The following is a 14,759-nucleotide window of genomic DNA, read 5'->3' as shown; positions in this document are numbered from 1 at the left end:
CCGCGGCCAACTCCCCACCCAGCACACCCGCTCAACGACCGAACCGATCAAACGGACACGCCACCGGCGAATGAACCTGACCAAGCACTACTAGTCACTGCACAACAGCAAGGTCGTTCATACCGGCCTTCGCGCCGCAGAGCGGGCAGACAGCGGCGGATCCAGAACCGGCGGGCCACCCTGGCGGCCGACGGCACCGTGACCGCCGGCGACGTGCCCGCCAACCTGTGGCACCGCCGGGCCTGGGCTGGGCTGATCTCCGAGCTGCACGGCACTCAGGCCAGGTCGAGGCGGCAATCGCGCTAGATCGACGGCGCCCAGCACACCCGGTCGGCGATGGCGAGGCCTGATCATCACCCGCCGCGATGACCTGCGTTCGCTGTGACCCCGGCTTCGGCCGGGGCGTCCTGCTCGAGCGGGCCAGTTCAGCCGATCACGGGCCGGGCGAAGGCAACAGTGCCGGCGGCCTTCGAGTGTCATCGCTCTCCGTCACACGTGCAGCACCGCCCACCACGTCGCTGCTGCACCTGCGCAGCGGCGGGCGGCAGACTCAGCAGGCCCCGGACCAGTCAGTGATCCGGGGCGCTGCTCAGATGCTCGGGGGGCTACTACGCCTCCACGTACGCCACGATCGTGATCTGTCGAAGGGCGGTCACGTAGTAGATCACCCGGACCCCGTCGACGTCGTCCATGTAGTCCCGAAGCAGGGTGTCGGGCACCGGCGTGCCCAGCTCGGGGTTGACGCTGATCGCGACGATCGCGCGGTCCAGGCGGTGTGTCTCGGCCGCCGTCAGCTTCTCCAGCTGGCTCAGCGCGGGCTCCACTAGAACGACCTGGGACCGGCGCGGTGCGTGCTCAGGCGACACGGGGCTGCTCGCCGGCGAGGCGCTCCAGGTGGGCGTCGCGGGCTTCCTCCCACAGGACACCGGACTCCGCGGACGGGTAGCCGTTCTCCGCGATGTCCTCCAGCACCGAGGCGAGGACGTCGACCTTCGCGCGCTGGTCGGCCGCGTACGCGCGGATCGACGCGGCGGCGTTCTCATCGAGGGGCTGGCGGTCGGGCACGGGGGCCGGCTGACTCATCGAAGGCTCCTGGGCGTTGCTGGCGTGTGTCCTCACGGTAGCGCTGGGGCGGGGCGCTTCGGCACGGTGCGGACGAAACCCCGCGCCTAAGCGGGGACCGGGGCGCGGCTGCTACAGGTCGAGCTCGAGGTGCTCGATGTCCGTGAACCGGACCTCTTCCAGGCTGCCGGCGCGGCGGCCGCCGTCCTGGAAGTAGACCTCCTTGAGCGCTTCGGCGGCGATCTCCTGGAGGCGGGCGTCGCTGGCGCCCTGCTCCTGGGCCTCGAAGAGGCGGGCGGCGTAGACGGGCGGGAGGGCGACGGTCAGGTGCCGGATGCGGTCCTGGTCCGTCGACCCGATCGGTGCGGTGTAGCCCATGCGGGCGCGGGTGTCGATGACGATGCCGCCTGTGCTCGCCGCCTTCGCCTTGGCCTTGGCTCGGATCTGCGGCTGCCACCGCTTCTTCACCTCGCGCTCCAGGCGCGCGGCGAGGTCGGGTCGGGGCTTTTTGATCTGGTCCTTCACGTACCGCTCGACGGTGCGCTGGGAGATGCGCAGCATCTGGGCGACCGCTTTGGTGCTCTTGAGCTGTTTGACGAGGTAGCGCATCTGCGCGCCGGCCGACTTTGGTGCTGGGCGAGTGAACGCCTTCTGCACCGCGGCTTCCAGGCCGTCCCCGAACAGGGTCATCGTCGCCTTCTCCTACTCTCCGTTGTCGACGTCGGAAACGGTGCCGTCCTTGATGTACCGGGCGAGGTTGAGTTCCGGCGCGTTGAACCGCTCGCGGACCTCTTCGCCCCACAGGACAGTCTGGGTGCCCTCGTGTTTGACCAGGCCGGGGTTGATGCCGAGCTTGAAGCCGCCGGGCAGCGGCTTACCCTCGCGGTAGGGCAGGAAGTCCAGCGGTGAGGGTCCGTTGGCGGCGTAGACGACGCAGTCGGAGAGGATCGCGACCGGGTACTGCCCGGTGAGCGCCGCGTGCTTGACGATCTTGCGGTGCAGGTTGATCCGCGTGCGGGAGATGACCGCCGCGCGGATGTCCGGCCGCCAGGTGGGCCGGGACAGGGCCCGCCACGGCTCGCCGGGCCGCCAGCCCTCCCCGCGCGGGCGCTCGCGCAGCTTGCCCAGGCCGCCCTTGACCGTGGCCTTGATCGCCGAGACGACGATCGCCAGCTCCGGGTCACGCTCCTTGTACCCGTCCATCGCCGCGAGGAAGTCCTCCGGCGACAGGTCGGCGTCGACACCGAGGTCGGCCATCGTGGCGAGGTAGGCGTCACGCAGCCGCTGGTACCAGCCGTCCAGGTAACGGCCGTTCTCGTGCCGGACCCACGCCTCCAGCGGGCGCACCACGTAGCCGAGCTCCACCGCGTACGCCACGGTCGGCGTCGCGTACCAGGCCGGGCCGGTCGGGCGCTCGCCCCTCGGCGTGAACGGGGACGGCAGCAGCGAGCCGTCCAGCTCCACCCACTCCTTGCCGACCTTCACGCGGGACAGATCCACGTGGCACAGGTCGACCAACCAGGAGCCGGGCAGCTTCGGGTCGAACGCCGGGGCCTTGACGTGCGTCGGGGCACCGAGGCCGACGTTCAGGCCGTTCGCGCCGGCCGCGAAGGCCATGTTGACGTCGATGCCGACCAGGTGGCGCAGGGTGCACTCCGCGTCCGTCATCGGCCGTGCCCAGTCGTACGCCTCCTCGAACAGCTTCTCGCCGGGGCCCCGGACGTGGAAGCGCGGCAGGCCCTTCAATACCGGGTGTCCGTCGGGGGCCTCGCACGGCGCCGGGTCGACCGGGTCCCTGCCCAGGGAGCCGGGGTTGTGCTCGGCGTGCCGCTTGCCGTCGGCGTCGGGCTCGGAGGCTCGGGTCGGCGGGTGCAGGGCGGTCATCAGCTCCAGGCCGGTCACGGCGGTGGAGCCGCGCGGGGTCATCACCCGGGAGGCGTACACGCCCAGGACGCGGGCGAGTTCGGCGGGCGGGAGCTGCCCGGCCTCGCCCCAGTGCCGGGTGTCCAGGGCGTGCCACGACGGGATGCACAGCTGCACGCAAGCCCGCTCTGAGCCGCGGGCCGGGCGGTAGATCCGCGCCCACGGCCCGAAGCCGCGCTTGGTCAGTTTCCACTCCGCACGCGCGAGCTGCTTGATGACCTTGTGGCCCTCCGGCAGGCGCCCGGCGAGCCGCTCTTCCTCGGTGAGGGTGACGGGGAGGCCGTAGCGTTCCAGGGCGGCCTCGGTGAGCACGAGCAGCGGGTCGGCGTCCTTGCCCGGACCGGACAGCTTTGGCTGCCCGAGCTTCGCCTCGCGCAGCGTCCAGTCCACCAGGGCCGGGATGCTCTTGGCGGGCACGTCCAGGACCAGGCCGCCGGTGCAGTACGCCAGCACCTGCCCGTCTTCAACGTCGACGACCGCCAGCGGCCCGTTCTCGAACCGCGGGTCGGTGCCGCCCGCCGAGGTGCCCGCCGGGGCCGCCTTCTTCGCACTCGGTCGGCGCGACGTCGACGTCGGCCTGCTAGTACGCGCCGGACGGGTCGCAGCGTCCGGAGCAGCGACGGGAGCAGGAGCAGAGGTCTGGGGGTTCTCGGTCTGGGGGTTCTCGGTTGCAGTCATGGCCGCAGCCTCGGAGGCCCGGTCCTTGGACAGAGTGCTGTCTTCCGTCGGGTCGGATGGGCCGGTGAACGTGGCGGGCACCGGGGCGGCCGGCTTCTCCGGCGCGGGGTAGAGCTCCGCGAGCTGCTTGAGCAGCCGTGCGTACGCCTCACGCTCCGGGCCGCGCGGCTCGGTCGGCTTCTTCGTCGACTCCCAGCCGGACACGGTGGCCCGGCGCACCTTCAGCGCCGAGGCGACTTCGTCCAACGTCAGCCCGTGAGCGGTGCGCAGCCGCTTGCGCTCCTCCGCCGACGGCAGCGCAGAACGGGACGCGACGAGCGCGTCGACTGCGTCGAACAACTCGGACATGGAACACCTCCTGACCACACCCTACCCCCCGTACCGCACTAATCGCGTATGTTTGCCGTACGAATTGCGTACGAAGCGCGTTCGCTTGGCTTTCAGGGCGGTCCTGACCAGGGAAGGGCTGGAAACCATCGCGTCACGCCAAGTCTTTGTGGGGAGAAATGGGCGGTCGCACCGCTCGGAGTAACCAGGGGGGTCACATGGGGTGGAAAGACGCGGTCGGACGGTCCGACAGTCGGGCTGACAGCAGTGCACGGCGACCTCACACAGAGCCGCATGAAGATCCTGGAACAGCTCCAGGCGGGCGTCACCGGATTGCGTGAGGAGAACCGGGAAGTCCGCCGACGCCAGGACCGGATGATCAACGACCTGAACGAGACGCGGGGCGGGCTCAGGAAGCGGCCAGACTGCTCAGGGGCATGGACACCGATCCGGCGCCGGCGAGCATGAGGACGGGGACCGGTGTCACGTCCTTGTAGGAGGTGGCGACGGGGGCGTTGGTGCTGTAACTCTCGGCGATGAGGCGAGCGGCTTCGGCCTCCGCCTCCGCTTCGCTGAGCGCAACGTCGGGCGGCACCATGCCGGTTCCGGACCCGACCAGTTCCGGCTAGAGCGTCGGCGGGGGCGGGGCCGGCGTCTGACCCGTCCGCAGTAGTGCCGCGTCCCGTACGACGTACCCCTTCGTACGGGGCGCGGCGCGTTGTCAGTGCCGGGTGCGACGGTGAAGGCATGACCGCCACGACGTTCAAAGCCGATCTGGCGATGCTCGTTTCTGTGCTGCGGATGCCCGTGTGGAACACGCTGTCCGAGCGCGCCGACACGATCCGCCGGGTCCTGCCCGCGCGCCCTGAGACAGTCACAGAGCGCCACGCCTGGCTGCGGTCGCTCACCGTGGAGCAGGCCCGCCAGGCGGCGCTCCTGGAGCGCCTGGACGCCCTGTGCGGGCATCTCGCCGGGCGTCCCGCTCCCGGCTACCCGGCCGACGACCTGATGCCGGAGGGGGCCCTGGAGGAAGCCGAGGGCTACAACCGGCAGCTCACCGCGCTGATCGCCGCCTATCGCAATGCGCGCCGCACGACCGCCGGCTGACCGCCGCCGCTGCGCCCCGGTCGAACGCCACGGCCAGGCCGCACCCGTATCCGGCCTTCGGTAACCCGTATGCGCCCCGGTCGTTGCACCAGGTGCGCCGCACCCGTTCCTCCCCTCTGGGCGGCGCGCTGCGGGGCCCCGTGACCGGACGAAGCGGGGCCTCGAAGAGGCGCCTGGGAGCGTCGGCGCTCACGCGTCGCTGCGGCCCATAGGGCGCTGGGCATGACCGATCCGGCTCCGGAGACGACGCGGACGGCGTGCCCGGTGAGGAGTCGCTCAAGAAGCTGCTCGGCACCCTCCCGGGGAAGGTCACCGCGAAGCCGGCGCCCCCGTTCCCGGGCAGCGACGCGTTCGGCCCCGGCAAGAACAACGCGCACATCACCGCTCTCGGCAACCAGCTGGTGAAGAAGGGCTTCGGCAAGCACTACGTCTCGGGGGCCGGCCCGAAGTGGTCGGACGCCGACCGCAAGAACGTTCGTGACTTCCAGCTGTCGCGTTGTGTTCAATGCATGCGAGGGCTCCACCCTGTCCTGTCGGGCCAGGGAGGGCTGGGACGCTGGACGGGCTCAGGCACCGTCATGGCGCCCCCGCAGGTACGCACGATGCGTCCGCTGCGTCTTCCCTCCCAACGCTCCCGGGACTTGCACGGGTGGCACTCAACCCAGAAGAGTCCCTTCTCGACCTCGATCACGTAGAACTGGCGCATACATCCGTCAACGACGGCCTGCTTCAGTTCGTCGAGCTTCCTGTCGAACCGCTTGGATCGCAGCCGAGGCCGCCTAAGTACACGGCAGGTGCATTCACTGGGGTCATGCGTAGCGCCGTATTCCAATGGGAAGGGTTCTGCGCCCATAGCGGCCCTCCTCCCTTGAAGAGGCCGGACGTCTCCACTGCCTCTCCAGTGGAGCACCTCGTTTGCGCTTCGGGCAACAGCGGGCGGGGCGTGGTCACGGCCATTTCTTGTGGGACTAAGGGTCCTACTTGCCGGTTACTCGTCCCTGGAGGCCGAGGTAGGTGACCGGGGCCTTGAGACCCATGGGTTCACGCGGACTGAAGGGTCCTTACGGAACCCGGAGGTCCAGTACCGTTTCAGTTTCAGCGGGGGTTCGGCTCCTCGGGTACAGGATGAACCCGAGGAAATCTTCCGTGTCAGGGCGTGCGCTACGGCCGTGGCCACCGTATCCCTGACTCGTGAACTTTGATCTCAAGGACGATGGAGCACGCGCCACAGGCCAGTGCCCCAACTGCAACCTCCATACGTCATTCCAGCGGGCGGACGACCGGCAGGTCTGGCCCCAACTTGAAGCCACGATCATTCCGCATCCGACACAGGATGGCTGGGCCGTCCGGGAATTCGTCTACCAGTGCCTCCACTGCAACCAAAGCACAACCTTCGCCCAGGTCTACAGCTATAAGGAGCAACGGCAGGGTGGGGAAAGGGTTGGTGAACCGAGGCGTGTGTGGCCCCCAGACCAGCCACGCGAGCTGCCAGACGCCGCACCGATGGATGTCCGCAGTCTCTATACCGAGGCTAGCCGGTGCGAGGCGGCACAGGCATATCGAGCCGCCGGAGCGATGTACCGCGCAGCCGTGGAGCGCCTATGCGACGACCGTGGCGCCACCGGAAGGAACCTTAATGACCGGATCAACGACCTTGCGAATCGAGGGGTTCCTCAAGAGATCGTCACGGACCTGCATGAGGCTCGCTTGCTCGGTAACTGGAGCCTGCACGACGGGCTGGAGTTCTCAGCGGATGAGGTTGCCGACGTCGCCGAGCTCCTTACGGAGGCGGTGCATATCTTGTACATGCAGCCAGCGGAGCGTGCCCGAATGCGGCAAGCGCGAAAGCAACGCCGTGATCAACACAGAGCGGGGACTAATCCGGGTGACGTAGCCTCTGGAGGCTGAGCAAGTGGCAGAGCGTCGACAGCCCAACTCCACGGTCAGCGAACCAGGCCCGCATCTGATCCAGGTGCCCGACGTCCCCACGGACCGTGCCGTCCGCCCGTCTCCGCCGAGGCCCGCGCGAGGACAAACTCGGATAACACGTCGGTCTCGAACTGCTCCAGCTCCTCCGCCGAGACCGGATCGTGGAACTCGCGCAGGTCGCGTACGTCAGCCAGTGCCAGCCCGAGCCTCCTCACCTTCAGCCCAACGGCAGATTGGTCGGACGGAGCGAGAGCGCTTCAAGAATCCCGAGGTTGCGTCACCTGAAGGTAAGACACTCGGAAGAGGAAGCAGCCCCTGGTCAGCGGGTCAGGGGCTCACGAAGCTCGTGGGGAACTCATGGGGTGTCGCACACTAAGGCTGCGTCGCCTGATTGCTGCGCCAGGATGGCTTCCTGCGTAACAAGACGACGAGCGAGACGGTCGAGCCGGCCGACGACGATCCCCGCCGCCTGGCCGTCTTCTACCTCGCTAAGCGCATCAGCGAGCGCGGGACGTCGGGAGCGGGAAGAGTCCCTGATTCTCACAGATGGTCATTTATGAGAATGGCCGGAGTCGATCGCGCCTGGCGATACAGAAGGTGGAGGGCCCTGGCTGCAACCTACGCCAGGGCCCAGGGGGAATGAAGCGTTGATCAGCCCGCTGATGGGACGACCAAGCTTGTCGCCGGGAAGATCCAGTGCCCATCGTCGCTCGACGAGAACCCGTGCTGCCGCGCTGCCTCTTCGATCAGCGATCGATTGGCGTCATAGATGAGCCGCCACCTGCTGGCATCCCCGTAGACGTTCGCAGCGAGGTCCCAGAGGGTATCCCCGCTCGCCACCGTGTGAGAAGCGCCGCCGGTGGTGGAACCGGTCACGAGCAGAGATGCCAACCCCGCTCCGGTCCGCGCCTCGTCCTCATAGGCATCAGGGAGGTGCCCAGGGGCAGCGCAGGGGCCTGCGTCAAGACCCTTGCCGCGATCAAACGCATCCTTGCACTTCTTGATCTGCTCGGCGAGTGGTGTACCGCGCGGGGGCCTGGAGCAGAGGGGATCTGCCTGACTGCACAGCTCCACGACGCGTCCGATGTAGGTCTTGTTCACAGGTGACTCGACGACAATGTTCCTCGGGTTGGCGAACAGCTCCACGGAAACGATCCGCGCACCCACATCGGAGGGAACGATATCGAGCGCCTTTTCAATGGCGACAGCGCCTGTTGAGTAGCCGATGAGTGCGATGCAAACATCGCTGGGCAGGCCCTTGAGGTGGGCAAGGAGTTTGTCCCGGCCATCAGAAATGACGCTGGGGTTCTGCGGAAGACCACCGTGCACTGCGAGATAGTCGATCTTGTCCGGCAGCTTCGATGGATCGTTGAGGACCTTGACACCCTTCGCCGTGAGTGCGTCGCTCAGGGGTCCCGCCGCCCAGGATCCATCGGTGTCATCCTTGAACCCGGGGACGTAGACGATTCTGACGCCCTTGTCGCACCTCTTGGCCGGACCTTGCTGGGGCAGTTGCGGAGTGAGCTGTGCTGACCCCTCCGAGGTTTCGCCAGGCGAGAGGTCCAAGGGCGGGGTCGAAGGCTCCTCTTCAGTGGACGGAGGGACGGAGCCTGACTCCGTCACCGTGAACGAGGCGCTCGCCGAGCCACCATTCCCAAGGATGGCATCTATGCGCGTGACGCCGAGAGGAGTTGATTCGGGTATCGTGATCGTGACGGTGAATTCACCGCTCGAATCCGGGTGCGCGTCGGCCAGTTGCTGTGATCCGATATTAATCGGGACGTCGAGGCCACGGCTGAAGTAGTCTTGCCAGCCCGTACCATGCACGGTGACCCGCGTGTTGACCGGTCCCTGAGTCGGACTCAGGGCAATTGCTTCGCCTTGAGCAGAAGCAGTTGACGGCGTTAGCAAAGCTATCGCCACCGCGAGTACAGGCACCAGAGTCAGCAGACGTATTCGGTCTCGACTCTTCGGGCGGGATTGGCTAGCGGTTCTTCGTCGCATGCGGCAAATGCCCTCCGTTCGGATGACCCCCCCACCACCTGAAATGCTACAGAGCGGCACACGTCGAACGCGCGGAGTAATAGGCCGATTGGCTCAGCTATCGGCATTGGCTTCGATGTCCCACCTACGCCTGTGGACGCTCAAGATCACGGCCCTAGCGCATCTGCACGCACTGCGGACACACGTACCCAGATGCTGTCATCGAGCAGACGGCGCCAGGAATTGCAGGGCCCCCAATGTGGGCATAACTGTGACGCGGGAGCGACCCCACCGGCCTCTTCCCGGCGCTTCGTGATGGCTCGTCGGCGCCTACGCGCGGTTAGCCGGAGATCGGCCTCGGGGAACATACGCCTCACGGTGACGCCCTGGTTGAGCGCGGCCTGCTCGGAGGGCGTCCGGGTCACGGCTGATCTGCGGCGAGGCCCGGCCGTCGGGCCTCGCCAACAAGCCATCACGACGAGCTGCTGACCAGCCGCAGGGCTGGCCGGTCTTCCTCGACACCGAGCATGCGCCGCACCTGGGCTGCGCTCCAGGCCAGCTTGTGAGCCAGTTCAGTCATTGAGCGTTTTCAGAGTGGCCACCGGTCGGGTGACGGGGGGGCCTTCCGCAACAGACGAGGCTCCTGTGCCGTTGAGAGAGGTGTTCGACGTCTCAACTCATCAGCGCAGGAGCCTCGTTGGTTCCCTATCCTGCCGCGCTCGACCTCCCGCACGCCCTGGTCGAGTGGGTAACCATGCTCATCGTCACCCGTGAGGGTGACCGCCGCTGCAAGCTCCCGCCGCACCAGCGTGCTCTCGTCGGCCTGGTCTACCTTCGTCGGCACGACACGCTCGCCCAGCTCGCCGCCGGATTCGGCATATCCGTCGGCACTGCCCACGCCTACGTCACCGCCGTCGTCGGCCATCTGTCCCGCCGGGCACCCGGGCTGCTGCGGGTCCTGCGGGAGACGGATCCGATCACGTCCTGCTCGACGGAACGCTCGCAGAATGCGACCGGGTCGGTGACAGCCGGGCTGACTTCTCCCACAAGCACCGCCGCCACGGCGTGAACGTGCAGGTCGTTGCCGACCCTGCGGGCAAGCTGCTGTGGATCTCGCCCGCACTGCCCGGCCGCACCCACGACCTGACCGCGGCCCGCACCCACCGCATCATCCGGATCTGCGAACTCCAGGGCGTGCCCGTCCTAGCCGACCGCGCCTACACCGGGGCCGGCTCCTGGGTGACCACTCCGATCCGACGACTCCCGCACCAGGACCTCACCGCGACCCAGCGGACGATCAACCGGGCTCTGTCAGTGGCACGCGCACCGGTCGAACGAAGCGTCGCGAGACTGAAGTCCTGGCGCGTCTTCCGAAGAGCCCGCTGCAGCCCCAACCGCATGAGCGTCATCGCCGCCGCCGTCCTCACCCTGGAGCGTCAACGCTGAAAACGCTCAGTGTCAGCCCGTTGTCGCAGGCAAGGGTGAACGCCTGAGACAGCAGCGCGGGCTGTTCACCGGGATAGCTGGCCAGGGGGTCCGGAGTGAAGCCGGGTTGCCCCTGCAGGCCGTGCAACCGCTGGTAGGCGCGGCTCGCCGAGGAGTCCGAGCCGCTCAATGGGCAGCAGACGCGCCCCTGTCGGCTCCGCGGCCGGATTCCCCGCGGACGGTCCCATGCCCAACGCTCTACGTGTCACGGGGCGATCTTCCCTCTCGTGGGCGGCCGCCACCCCGCCGGCCGCCCACGGTCCGACCGGTCACAGCTTCAGGAACGCCATCAGGGCCACGAAGACAGCCGCGGCGAGCGTGAGCGCAGGAATGAGGAAACGGCGCTGGTAGCGAGAGCGAGTGTCGCAAGGGCGTTGCGGTCGTTGGACATGGCTGTCTCCTCAAGGTCGGTGGGGAAAGTCCTCCCGTCCCGGACAAGCGGGTGGGGAATGGCCATGACCATCAGGGAGCCGGGGGTTAGCCGCGCAAGTCGTCCCGGAAAGCCCTCGAACGGGTAACCGACCGTCACCGCGCCCCCGGCCGCGCGTCCGCCGTGTCCGCTCGCGTCGCCCCATGTCGCCCCTGTCACCCCGAAAACGCCCTGACCTCAGGGAAGGCCCAGACGACGCCGCGCGTGCGGATCGTCCACATGGTCACGGACGGGGACGGCAAGGGCGGCAAGTGCTCACCCCGGCCAGGACGACGACCACGAAGGCGGCCGCGAAGAAGATGAGCGGTCGGAAGCCGCGCAGTGCCTAGTACGGAGTAGCCGCGGAGATCACGACTGCTGTCGGACGAGCGTGGCCAGCTGTTCCAGCTCGTCCAGGCCGTGGTTGCAGCATTGCCCGCACACCAGGCGGCGCTTGTTCGGCTTCTCCGGCAGCCGGATGTCGTACGGCAGCCGGGTCTCGTCCTCGACCTCACGCAGGTCGTAGTCGCACTCCGCGCAGACCAGCCCCGCAGCGCGGGCTTGCTTCTTCGACCAGGCGGGCCAGTCCGCCGACAGGGCGAGGTTGAGAACCGCCATTCCTTCGGTCCGCGGCTGGAACAGGCGGAAGGCCCAGCCCAGGTAGTCCTCGGAAACGTCGGCGATGGTCTCCTTCAACGAGGGCATCCACCGCACCAGACGCGTCAGGTCATTGCGAGCGATGCGGACCTCCTCCCCACACCGCATGGCCTTGATGTGGGAGCTGGCCAGCGGGAAGCGGAAAGCCGTCACGATCGTGTGCGGCACTTCCAGCATGTCCAGGTCCTGCCCGAGCTCGGCGGCGCGGCGGCCGGACAGACGACCTGAGCGTGCTGCCCGTATCGGACGGTGAGCCCCTGGCAGCGCGCGCAGTAGCCGACCTGGTGGGTCATCTCCTCGGCGCGGACATGAGAAACGCCCCGACCGCTACGGGGGCGCGGTCGGGGCGTTGGTCAGGGCGGAGCTACGCGGGGCACTTGGCGCCGGCCTGCGCCTCGTACTCGGTCTTGCCGTCGTCGAGGCCGGTCGAGGCGGCGCCCACGGGACCGACAGCCTTCTTGCCGTTCGCGAGGCGGTTGTCAGCGGCCTTGGTGCCGCCCGTCGTGCAGTTGATCTGCACGAAGTATCCGGCCTCGTCGGTGAGCTTGTCGGCGACGTCGTCGAACACGGCGCGCAGATCCTTGGTGCTGCTCACCTCGACGGTGACCTGTCGCTGATTGCCGCTCGTATCCTGCTTGGTGATCTTGTACGGCGGTGCTGCAGGCTTGTCCTCGCTGCTGTCGCTGCTGTCGCTGCTGCTGCACGCGGTGAGCGCGGCGGCGAGGACGGCGACGGCGGACAGAACGGCGGCGGTGCGCTTCACGTGGTCCCCCCACGGTTGTGCTGATGTGTCACCGCTGTGACTCGTGGGGTGGCCAGATGGTTGTACGGGGCACGCGAACGCCCCCCGGCGTGGGTGAGCGCGGCCGGGGGGCGTTCGGTGCTGCGGGGCGCCGGGCCTGCATCCGAGGATCAGCGCCGCGGTGGCCCGGTCCATGGAGGGCTCAATACGTCTGGGCGCACCGTTCATGCTCACGACGGTACGACGCCACAGCGCTGTGCGTTCGGGGCTGGCCTGAGCGTCGGCCGGGCGGCCGTGCATACGCTCCATGTATGAGCACTGAGGAGATCCCCGAGCCTGCACCGGCTCCCCCATGGCGGCCGGACGACAGTCCCGAACCCAAGGTGACCACCTGGCCGGCCGGGAAAGAGCCTGCCTTGGATGTCTGGTCACATGGGCGGTGGCGGCACGCTCCAGTCATGGCCCGCCAGGACTGGAGCGATGGCCGGGTTTTCTACCAGGTACACGTCGACCTGCTCGGCGACAGCGCCGTCAGCGCCCGCATGTACGAGTGACCGCAGCCGGGCCTGCGAGCCGTGCGCGGCCCGGAACACCGCACGGGGCCGGACACAGCCGGGATGCCGCGTGCTCCTCACGCGGTGGGAGGTGCGGCGCGCTGCAGAACTCCCCGGCGGCCGCGCGGCCGGCATGACGGAGGCTTACGGCCTGTGCGGGTCGTGCCGGGCGGAAGAAGCACCCGGGCCGCTGGACGACTGACCGGCCCGGACAAGGCCCGACATCGATACCCAGATGCCACTGGCGGCTCGACCGTCGCCGGGGCAGGCTCGTCGTCGGTGGAGGCCTCCTGCTCTTCCTGCGGGGAGCCCTCAGCAGCCCCGAGACCGGTCACCGCAGGGACGATGGTCCGCTTACGAACCGTGGTCCGTCGAGCGACGCCCCCCGAGTACGCGACGATCGGCACTTTCGTCTGGGAAGCGAGCACGGCCGCGTTCCGCCGCGGCGAAGTGTGACGTGGGACACGGTCGAGCGCTTCAACCTTAGGGCGCCCCAACGGCCTGTAGTGCACAGAGCTGTGACGAAGGGTCGCAGCACGGCACTAACGGAGTCGGCTGGTGAGTCTTGATGTTTTGGTCCCGCTGGGGGTGTCCGCGCTCGCCGCCTTGGTGGGCCTGCGTGTACGGCGTCCTGAGGGCGGTTCGAGTCTTTGGGATGTGCTGCACGAACTAGCCCGCGGCCGGTCCAGGACTGGGTTGGAACGTGAGCGCCGGGCCACGCTGGTGGTGATGCTCGATCGCCTGCCGGGCAAGGGGGTGCGGATGGAGGATACGGCCCAGGGCAGCCGCACCGTCATCAGCGGCCACGTCGAAAGCCGGTCGGAACTCTGAGCGGCAGATCCGGGGGTGTGCGTGAAGCCGGAGCCGGCGGAGTTCGCCGAGTTCTTCACTCAGTGGGAGCCTCATGTACGGCGCTATTTGGTCTGGTTAGAGGGTGACCTTGCGTTGATCGATGACGCGACCCAGGAAACGATGATCTCCGCACACCGGTATTGGTTGCGGGTGCAGAAGCTGGAGAACGTCAGGGCGTGGCTGTTCAAGGTTGCTCGTCAGCGGCTGGCGAAAGCGCAGCAGCTGAGGAAGCAGCAAGGGGTGATCACGGACCCGCATGAGATGCCTGGGCGTAAGTCAGCAACTTGCGAAGACGTGCTGTCCCTCCGTGAAGATCAGCTCGCTATTCTCAGTGCTGTACGTAAGCTGCCACGTCAACAAGCGGTGGCAGTCGCCCTCCAGCTCCAGCACGACCTCCCGCTGCGGGAGATCGCGCTGATTATGGGGATCACGGTCGGTTCAGTGAAGACTCACCTGCACCACGCGCGTGCCACGCTGGAAACGCTCCTCTCAGATGTAGATGGAGGTGCACGATGAGCATCGAAGAGCAGCTGCGAGATGCGTCGGAAGCGATCCGGGAGCTCTGGGCTAACCCAGCGGGCACACGTGAGCGCCTCGCCTCGCTGCGGCAACGGATCAATCAGGCCGATCATGCTCAAGCAGCACGTGACGGCGCTACCGGGCCCGAGCCACCTGCACCGCCCCTGTGCCCGAACTGCGGCCTAGCCGGAGAACGACGCAGGACGTACACCGGGCACCACGTTCTTCTCGATCCCCGCCTCAAGGTGCCTGCCCACCTGGTTCCCGTGGGCCACCGGTGGTACATCGACGCCAACGGGCTGGCATGGAATGGCGGCCCTGACGAACCCTCACCTGGTGCCTTCTGCCGCATCCCTCATCGGCTGACGTGTCCGGGGGCGTCTGTGGACGGGCTCGAAGTGGGGACGTGGCTGGCTACTGCTCGGAAGTACAATGCTGCGCTCGCCCAACGAGAAACGGACGGTTATCCCCACAGTCTGTCTGAGACCCGCTGAGTGACGGCTGGCCCTGGCCAGTAACCCACCACTCCGGA

15 protein-coding genes and 1 pseudogene are annotated in these 14,759 nt (G+C 67.9%); 7 read left to right on the top strand and 9 right to left on the bottom strand.

Translation table 11 applies throughout. From position 1 onward, the window contains the following. Window positions 1-608: 608 nt before the first annotated feature. From AB0J12_RS37435 to AB0J12_RS37415, 5 genes are all read right to left on the bottom strand, one after another. Complete coding sequence (locus tag AB0J12_RS37435) at window positions 609-824, bottom strand: hypothetical protein (protein ID WP_363269233.1); 216 nt, start codon at window positions 822-824, stop codon at window positions 609-611. A gap of 31 nt (window positions 825-855) precedes the next feature. After that, window positions 856-1,083, bottom strand: coding sequence for a hypothetical protein (locus AB0J12_RS37430; RefSeq protein WP_363269232.1), 228 nt, complete (start codon window positions 1,081-1,083; stop codon window positions 856-858). Window positions 1,084-1,194: 111 nt separating this feature from the next. Further along, window positions 1,195-1,752, bottom strand: coding sequence for an XRE family transcriptional regulator (locus AB0J12_RS37425; protein ID WP_363269231.1), 558 nt, complete (start codon window positions 1,750-1,752; stop codon window positions 1,195-1,197). A 12-nt stretch (window positions 1,753-1,764) separates the two neighbouring features. Next, window positions 1,765-4,011 (bottom strand): helix-turn-helix transcriptional regulator, encoded by a 2,247-nt coding sequence (locus tag AB0J12_RS37420; protein ID WP_363269229.1) that lies wholly within the window; start codon window positions 4,009-4,011, stop codon window positions 1,765-1,767. Window positions 4,012-4,399: 388 nt separating this feature from the next. Next, on the bottom strand, window positions 4,400-4,588 hold the full coding sequence (locus tag AB0J12_RS37415) for a hypothetical protein (protein ID WP_363269228.1): 189 nt from the start codon (window positions 4,586-4,588) through the stop codon (window positions 4,400-4,402). A gap of 149 nt (window positions 4,589-4,737) precedes the next feature. On the opposite strand from AB0J12_RS37415, the gene AB0J12_RS37410 reads away from it, so the two are divergent. The 3 genes from AB0J12_RS37410 to AB0J12_RS37400 all read left to right on the top strand — a co-directional run bounded on the left by AB0J12_RS37410 (window position 4,738) and on the right by AB0J12_RS37400 (window position 7,005). After that, window positions 4,738-5,097, top strand: a complete 360-nt coding sequence (locus AB0J12_RS37410) for a hypothetical protein (RefSeq protein ID WP_363269227.1) — start codon at window positions 4,738-4,740, stop codon at window positions 5,095-5,097. A 257-nt stretch (window positions 5,098-5,354) separates the two neighbouring features. Continuing rightward, complete coding sequence (locus tag AB0J12_RS37405; RefSeq protein ID WP_363269225.1) at window positions 5,355-5,792, top strand: peptidoglycan-binding protein; 438 nt, start codon at window positions 5,355-5,357, stop codon at window positions 5,790-5,792. A gap of 808 nt (window positions 5,793-6,600) precedes the next feature. Next, complete coding sequence (locus AB0J12_RS37400) at window positions 6,601-7,005, top strand: DUF4145 domain-containing protein (protein ID WP_363269234.1); 405 nt, start codon at window positions 6,601-6,603, stop codon at window positions 7,003-7,005. Window positions 7,006-7,381: 376 nt separating this feature from the next. Here the strand turns inward: AB0J12_RS37400 and AB0J12_RS37395 are convergent, their stop codons facing one another. Together AB0J12_RS37395 and AB0J12_RS37390 are read right to left on the bottom strand one after the other, a co-directional pair. Further along, window positions 7,382-7,570 carry a recombinase family protein gene (locus AB0J12_RS37395; protein ID WP_363269223.1) on the bottom strand — a complete coding sequence of 63 codons (189 nt, stop codon included), beginning with the start codon at window positions 7,568-7,570 and terminating at the stop codon, window positions 7,382-7,384. Window positions 7,571-7,677: 107 nt separating this feature from the next. After that, complete coding sequence (locus AB0J12_RS37390; protein WP_363269221.1) at window positions 7,678-8,964, bottom strand: cutinase family protein; 1,287 nt, start codon at window positions 8,962-8,964, stop codon at window positions 7,678-7,680. 742 nt (window positions 8,965-9,706) lie between these two features. Here AB0J12_RS37390 and AB0J12_RS37385 point away from each other — a divergent pair. Beyond that, a pseudogene (locus AB0J12_RS37385) lies at window positions 9,707-10,455 on the top strand (transposase family protein). A gap of 817 nt (window positions 10,456-11,272) precedes the next feature. Here the strand turns inward: AB0J12_RS37385 and AB0J12_RS37380 are convergent. After that, window positions 11,273-11,737: a hypothetical protein gene (locus AB0J12_RS37380; RefSeq protein ID WP_363269219.1), complete on the bottom strand. Its 465-nt coding sequence runs from the start codon at window positions 11,735-11,737 to the stop codon at window positions 11,273-11,275. Between the two features lie 187 nt (window positions 11,738-11,924). Next, on the bottom strand, window positions 11,925-12,323 hold the full coding sequence (locus AB0J12_RS37375) for a hypothetical protein (RefSeq protein ID WP_363269218.1): 399 nt from the start codon (window positions 12,321-12,323) through the stop codon (window positions 11,925-11,927). A gap of 1,091 nt (window positions 12,324-13,414) precedes the next feature. On the opposite strand from AB0J12_RS37375, the gene AB0J12_RS37370 reads away from it, so the two are divergent. The 3 genes from AB0J12_RS37370 to AB0J12_RS37360 are packed head-to-tail and all read left to right on the top strand — an operon-like array spanning window position 13,415 to window position 14,721. Further along, the gene (locus AB0J12_RS37370; RefSeq protein ID WP_363269217.1) at window positions 13,415-13,687 is read left to right on the top strand and encodes a hypothetical protein; all 273 of its coding nucleotides are present in this window, start codon (window positions 13,415-13,417) and stop codon (window positions 13,685-13,687) included. 21 nt (window positions 13,688-13,708) lie between these two features. Beyond that, entirely contained in the window at window positions 13,709-14,224 is a 516-nt protein-coding gene (locus tag AB0J12_RS37365; protein ID WP_363269216.1) for an RNA polymerase sigma factor, read from the top strand. After that, window positions 14,221-14,721, top strand: a complete 501-nt coding sequence (locus AB0J12_RS37360) for a DUF6083 domain-containing protein (protein ID WP_363269215.1) — start codon at window positions 14,221-14,223, stop codon at window positions 14,719-14,721. The genes AB0J12_RS37365 and AB0J12_RS37360 overlap by 4 nt, the downstream gene beginning before the upstream one ends. Window positions 14,722-14,759: the final 38 nt, after the last annotated feature.

Source organism: Streptomyces sp. NPDC049915, from assembly GCF_040656475.1.
GTDB lineage: Bacteria > Actinomycetota > Actinomycetes > Streptomycetales > Streptomycetaceae > Streptomyces.
This window is presented reverse-complemented; position numbering and strand designations above follow the sequence as displayed.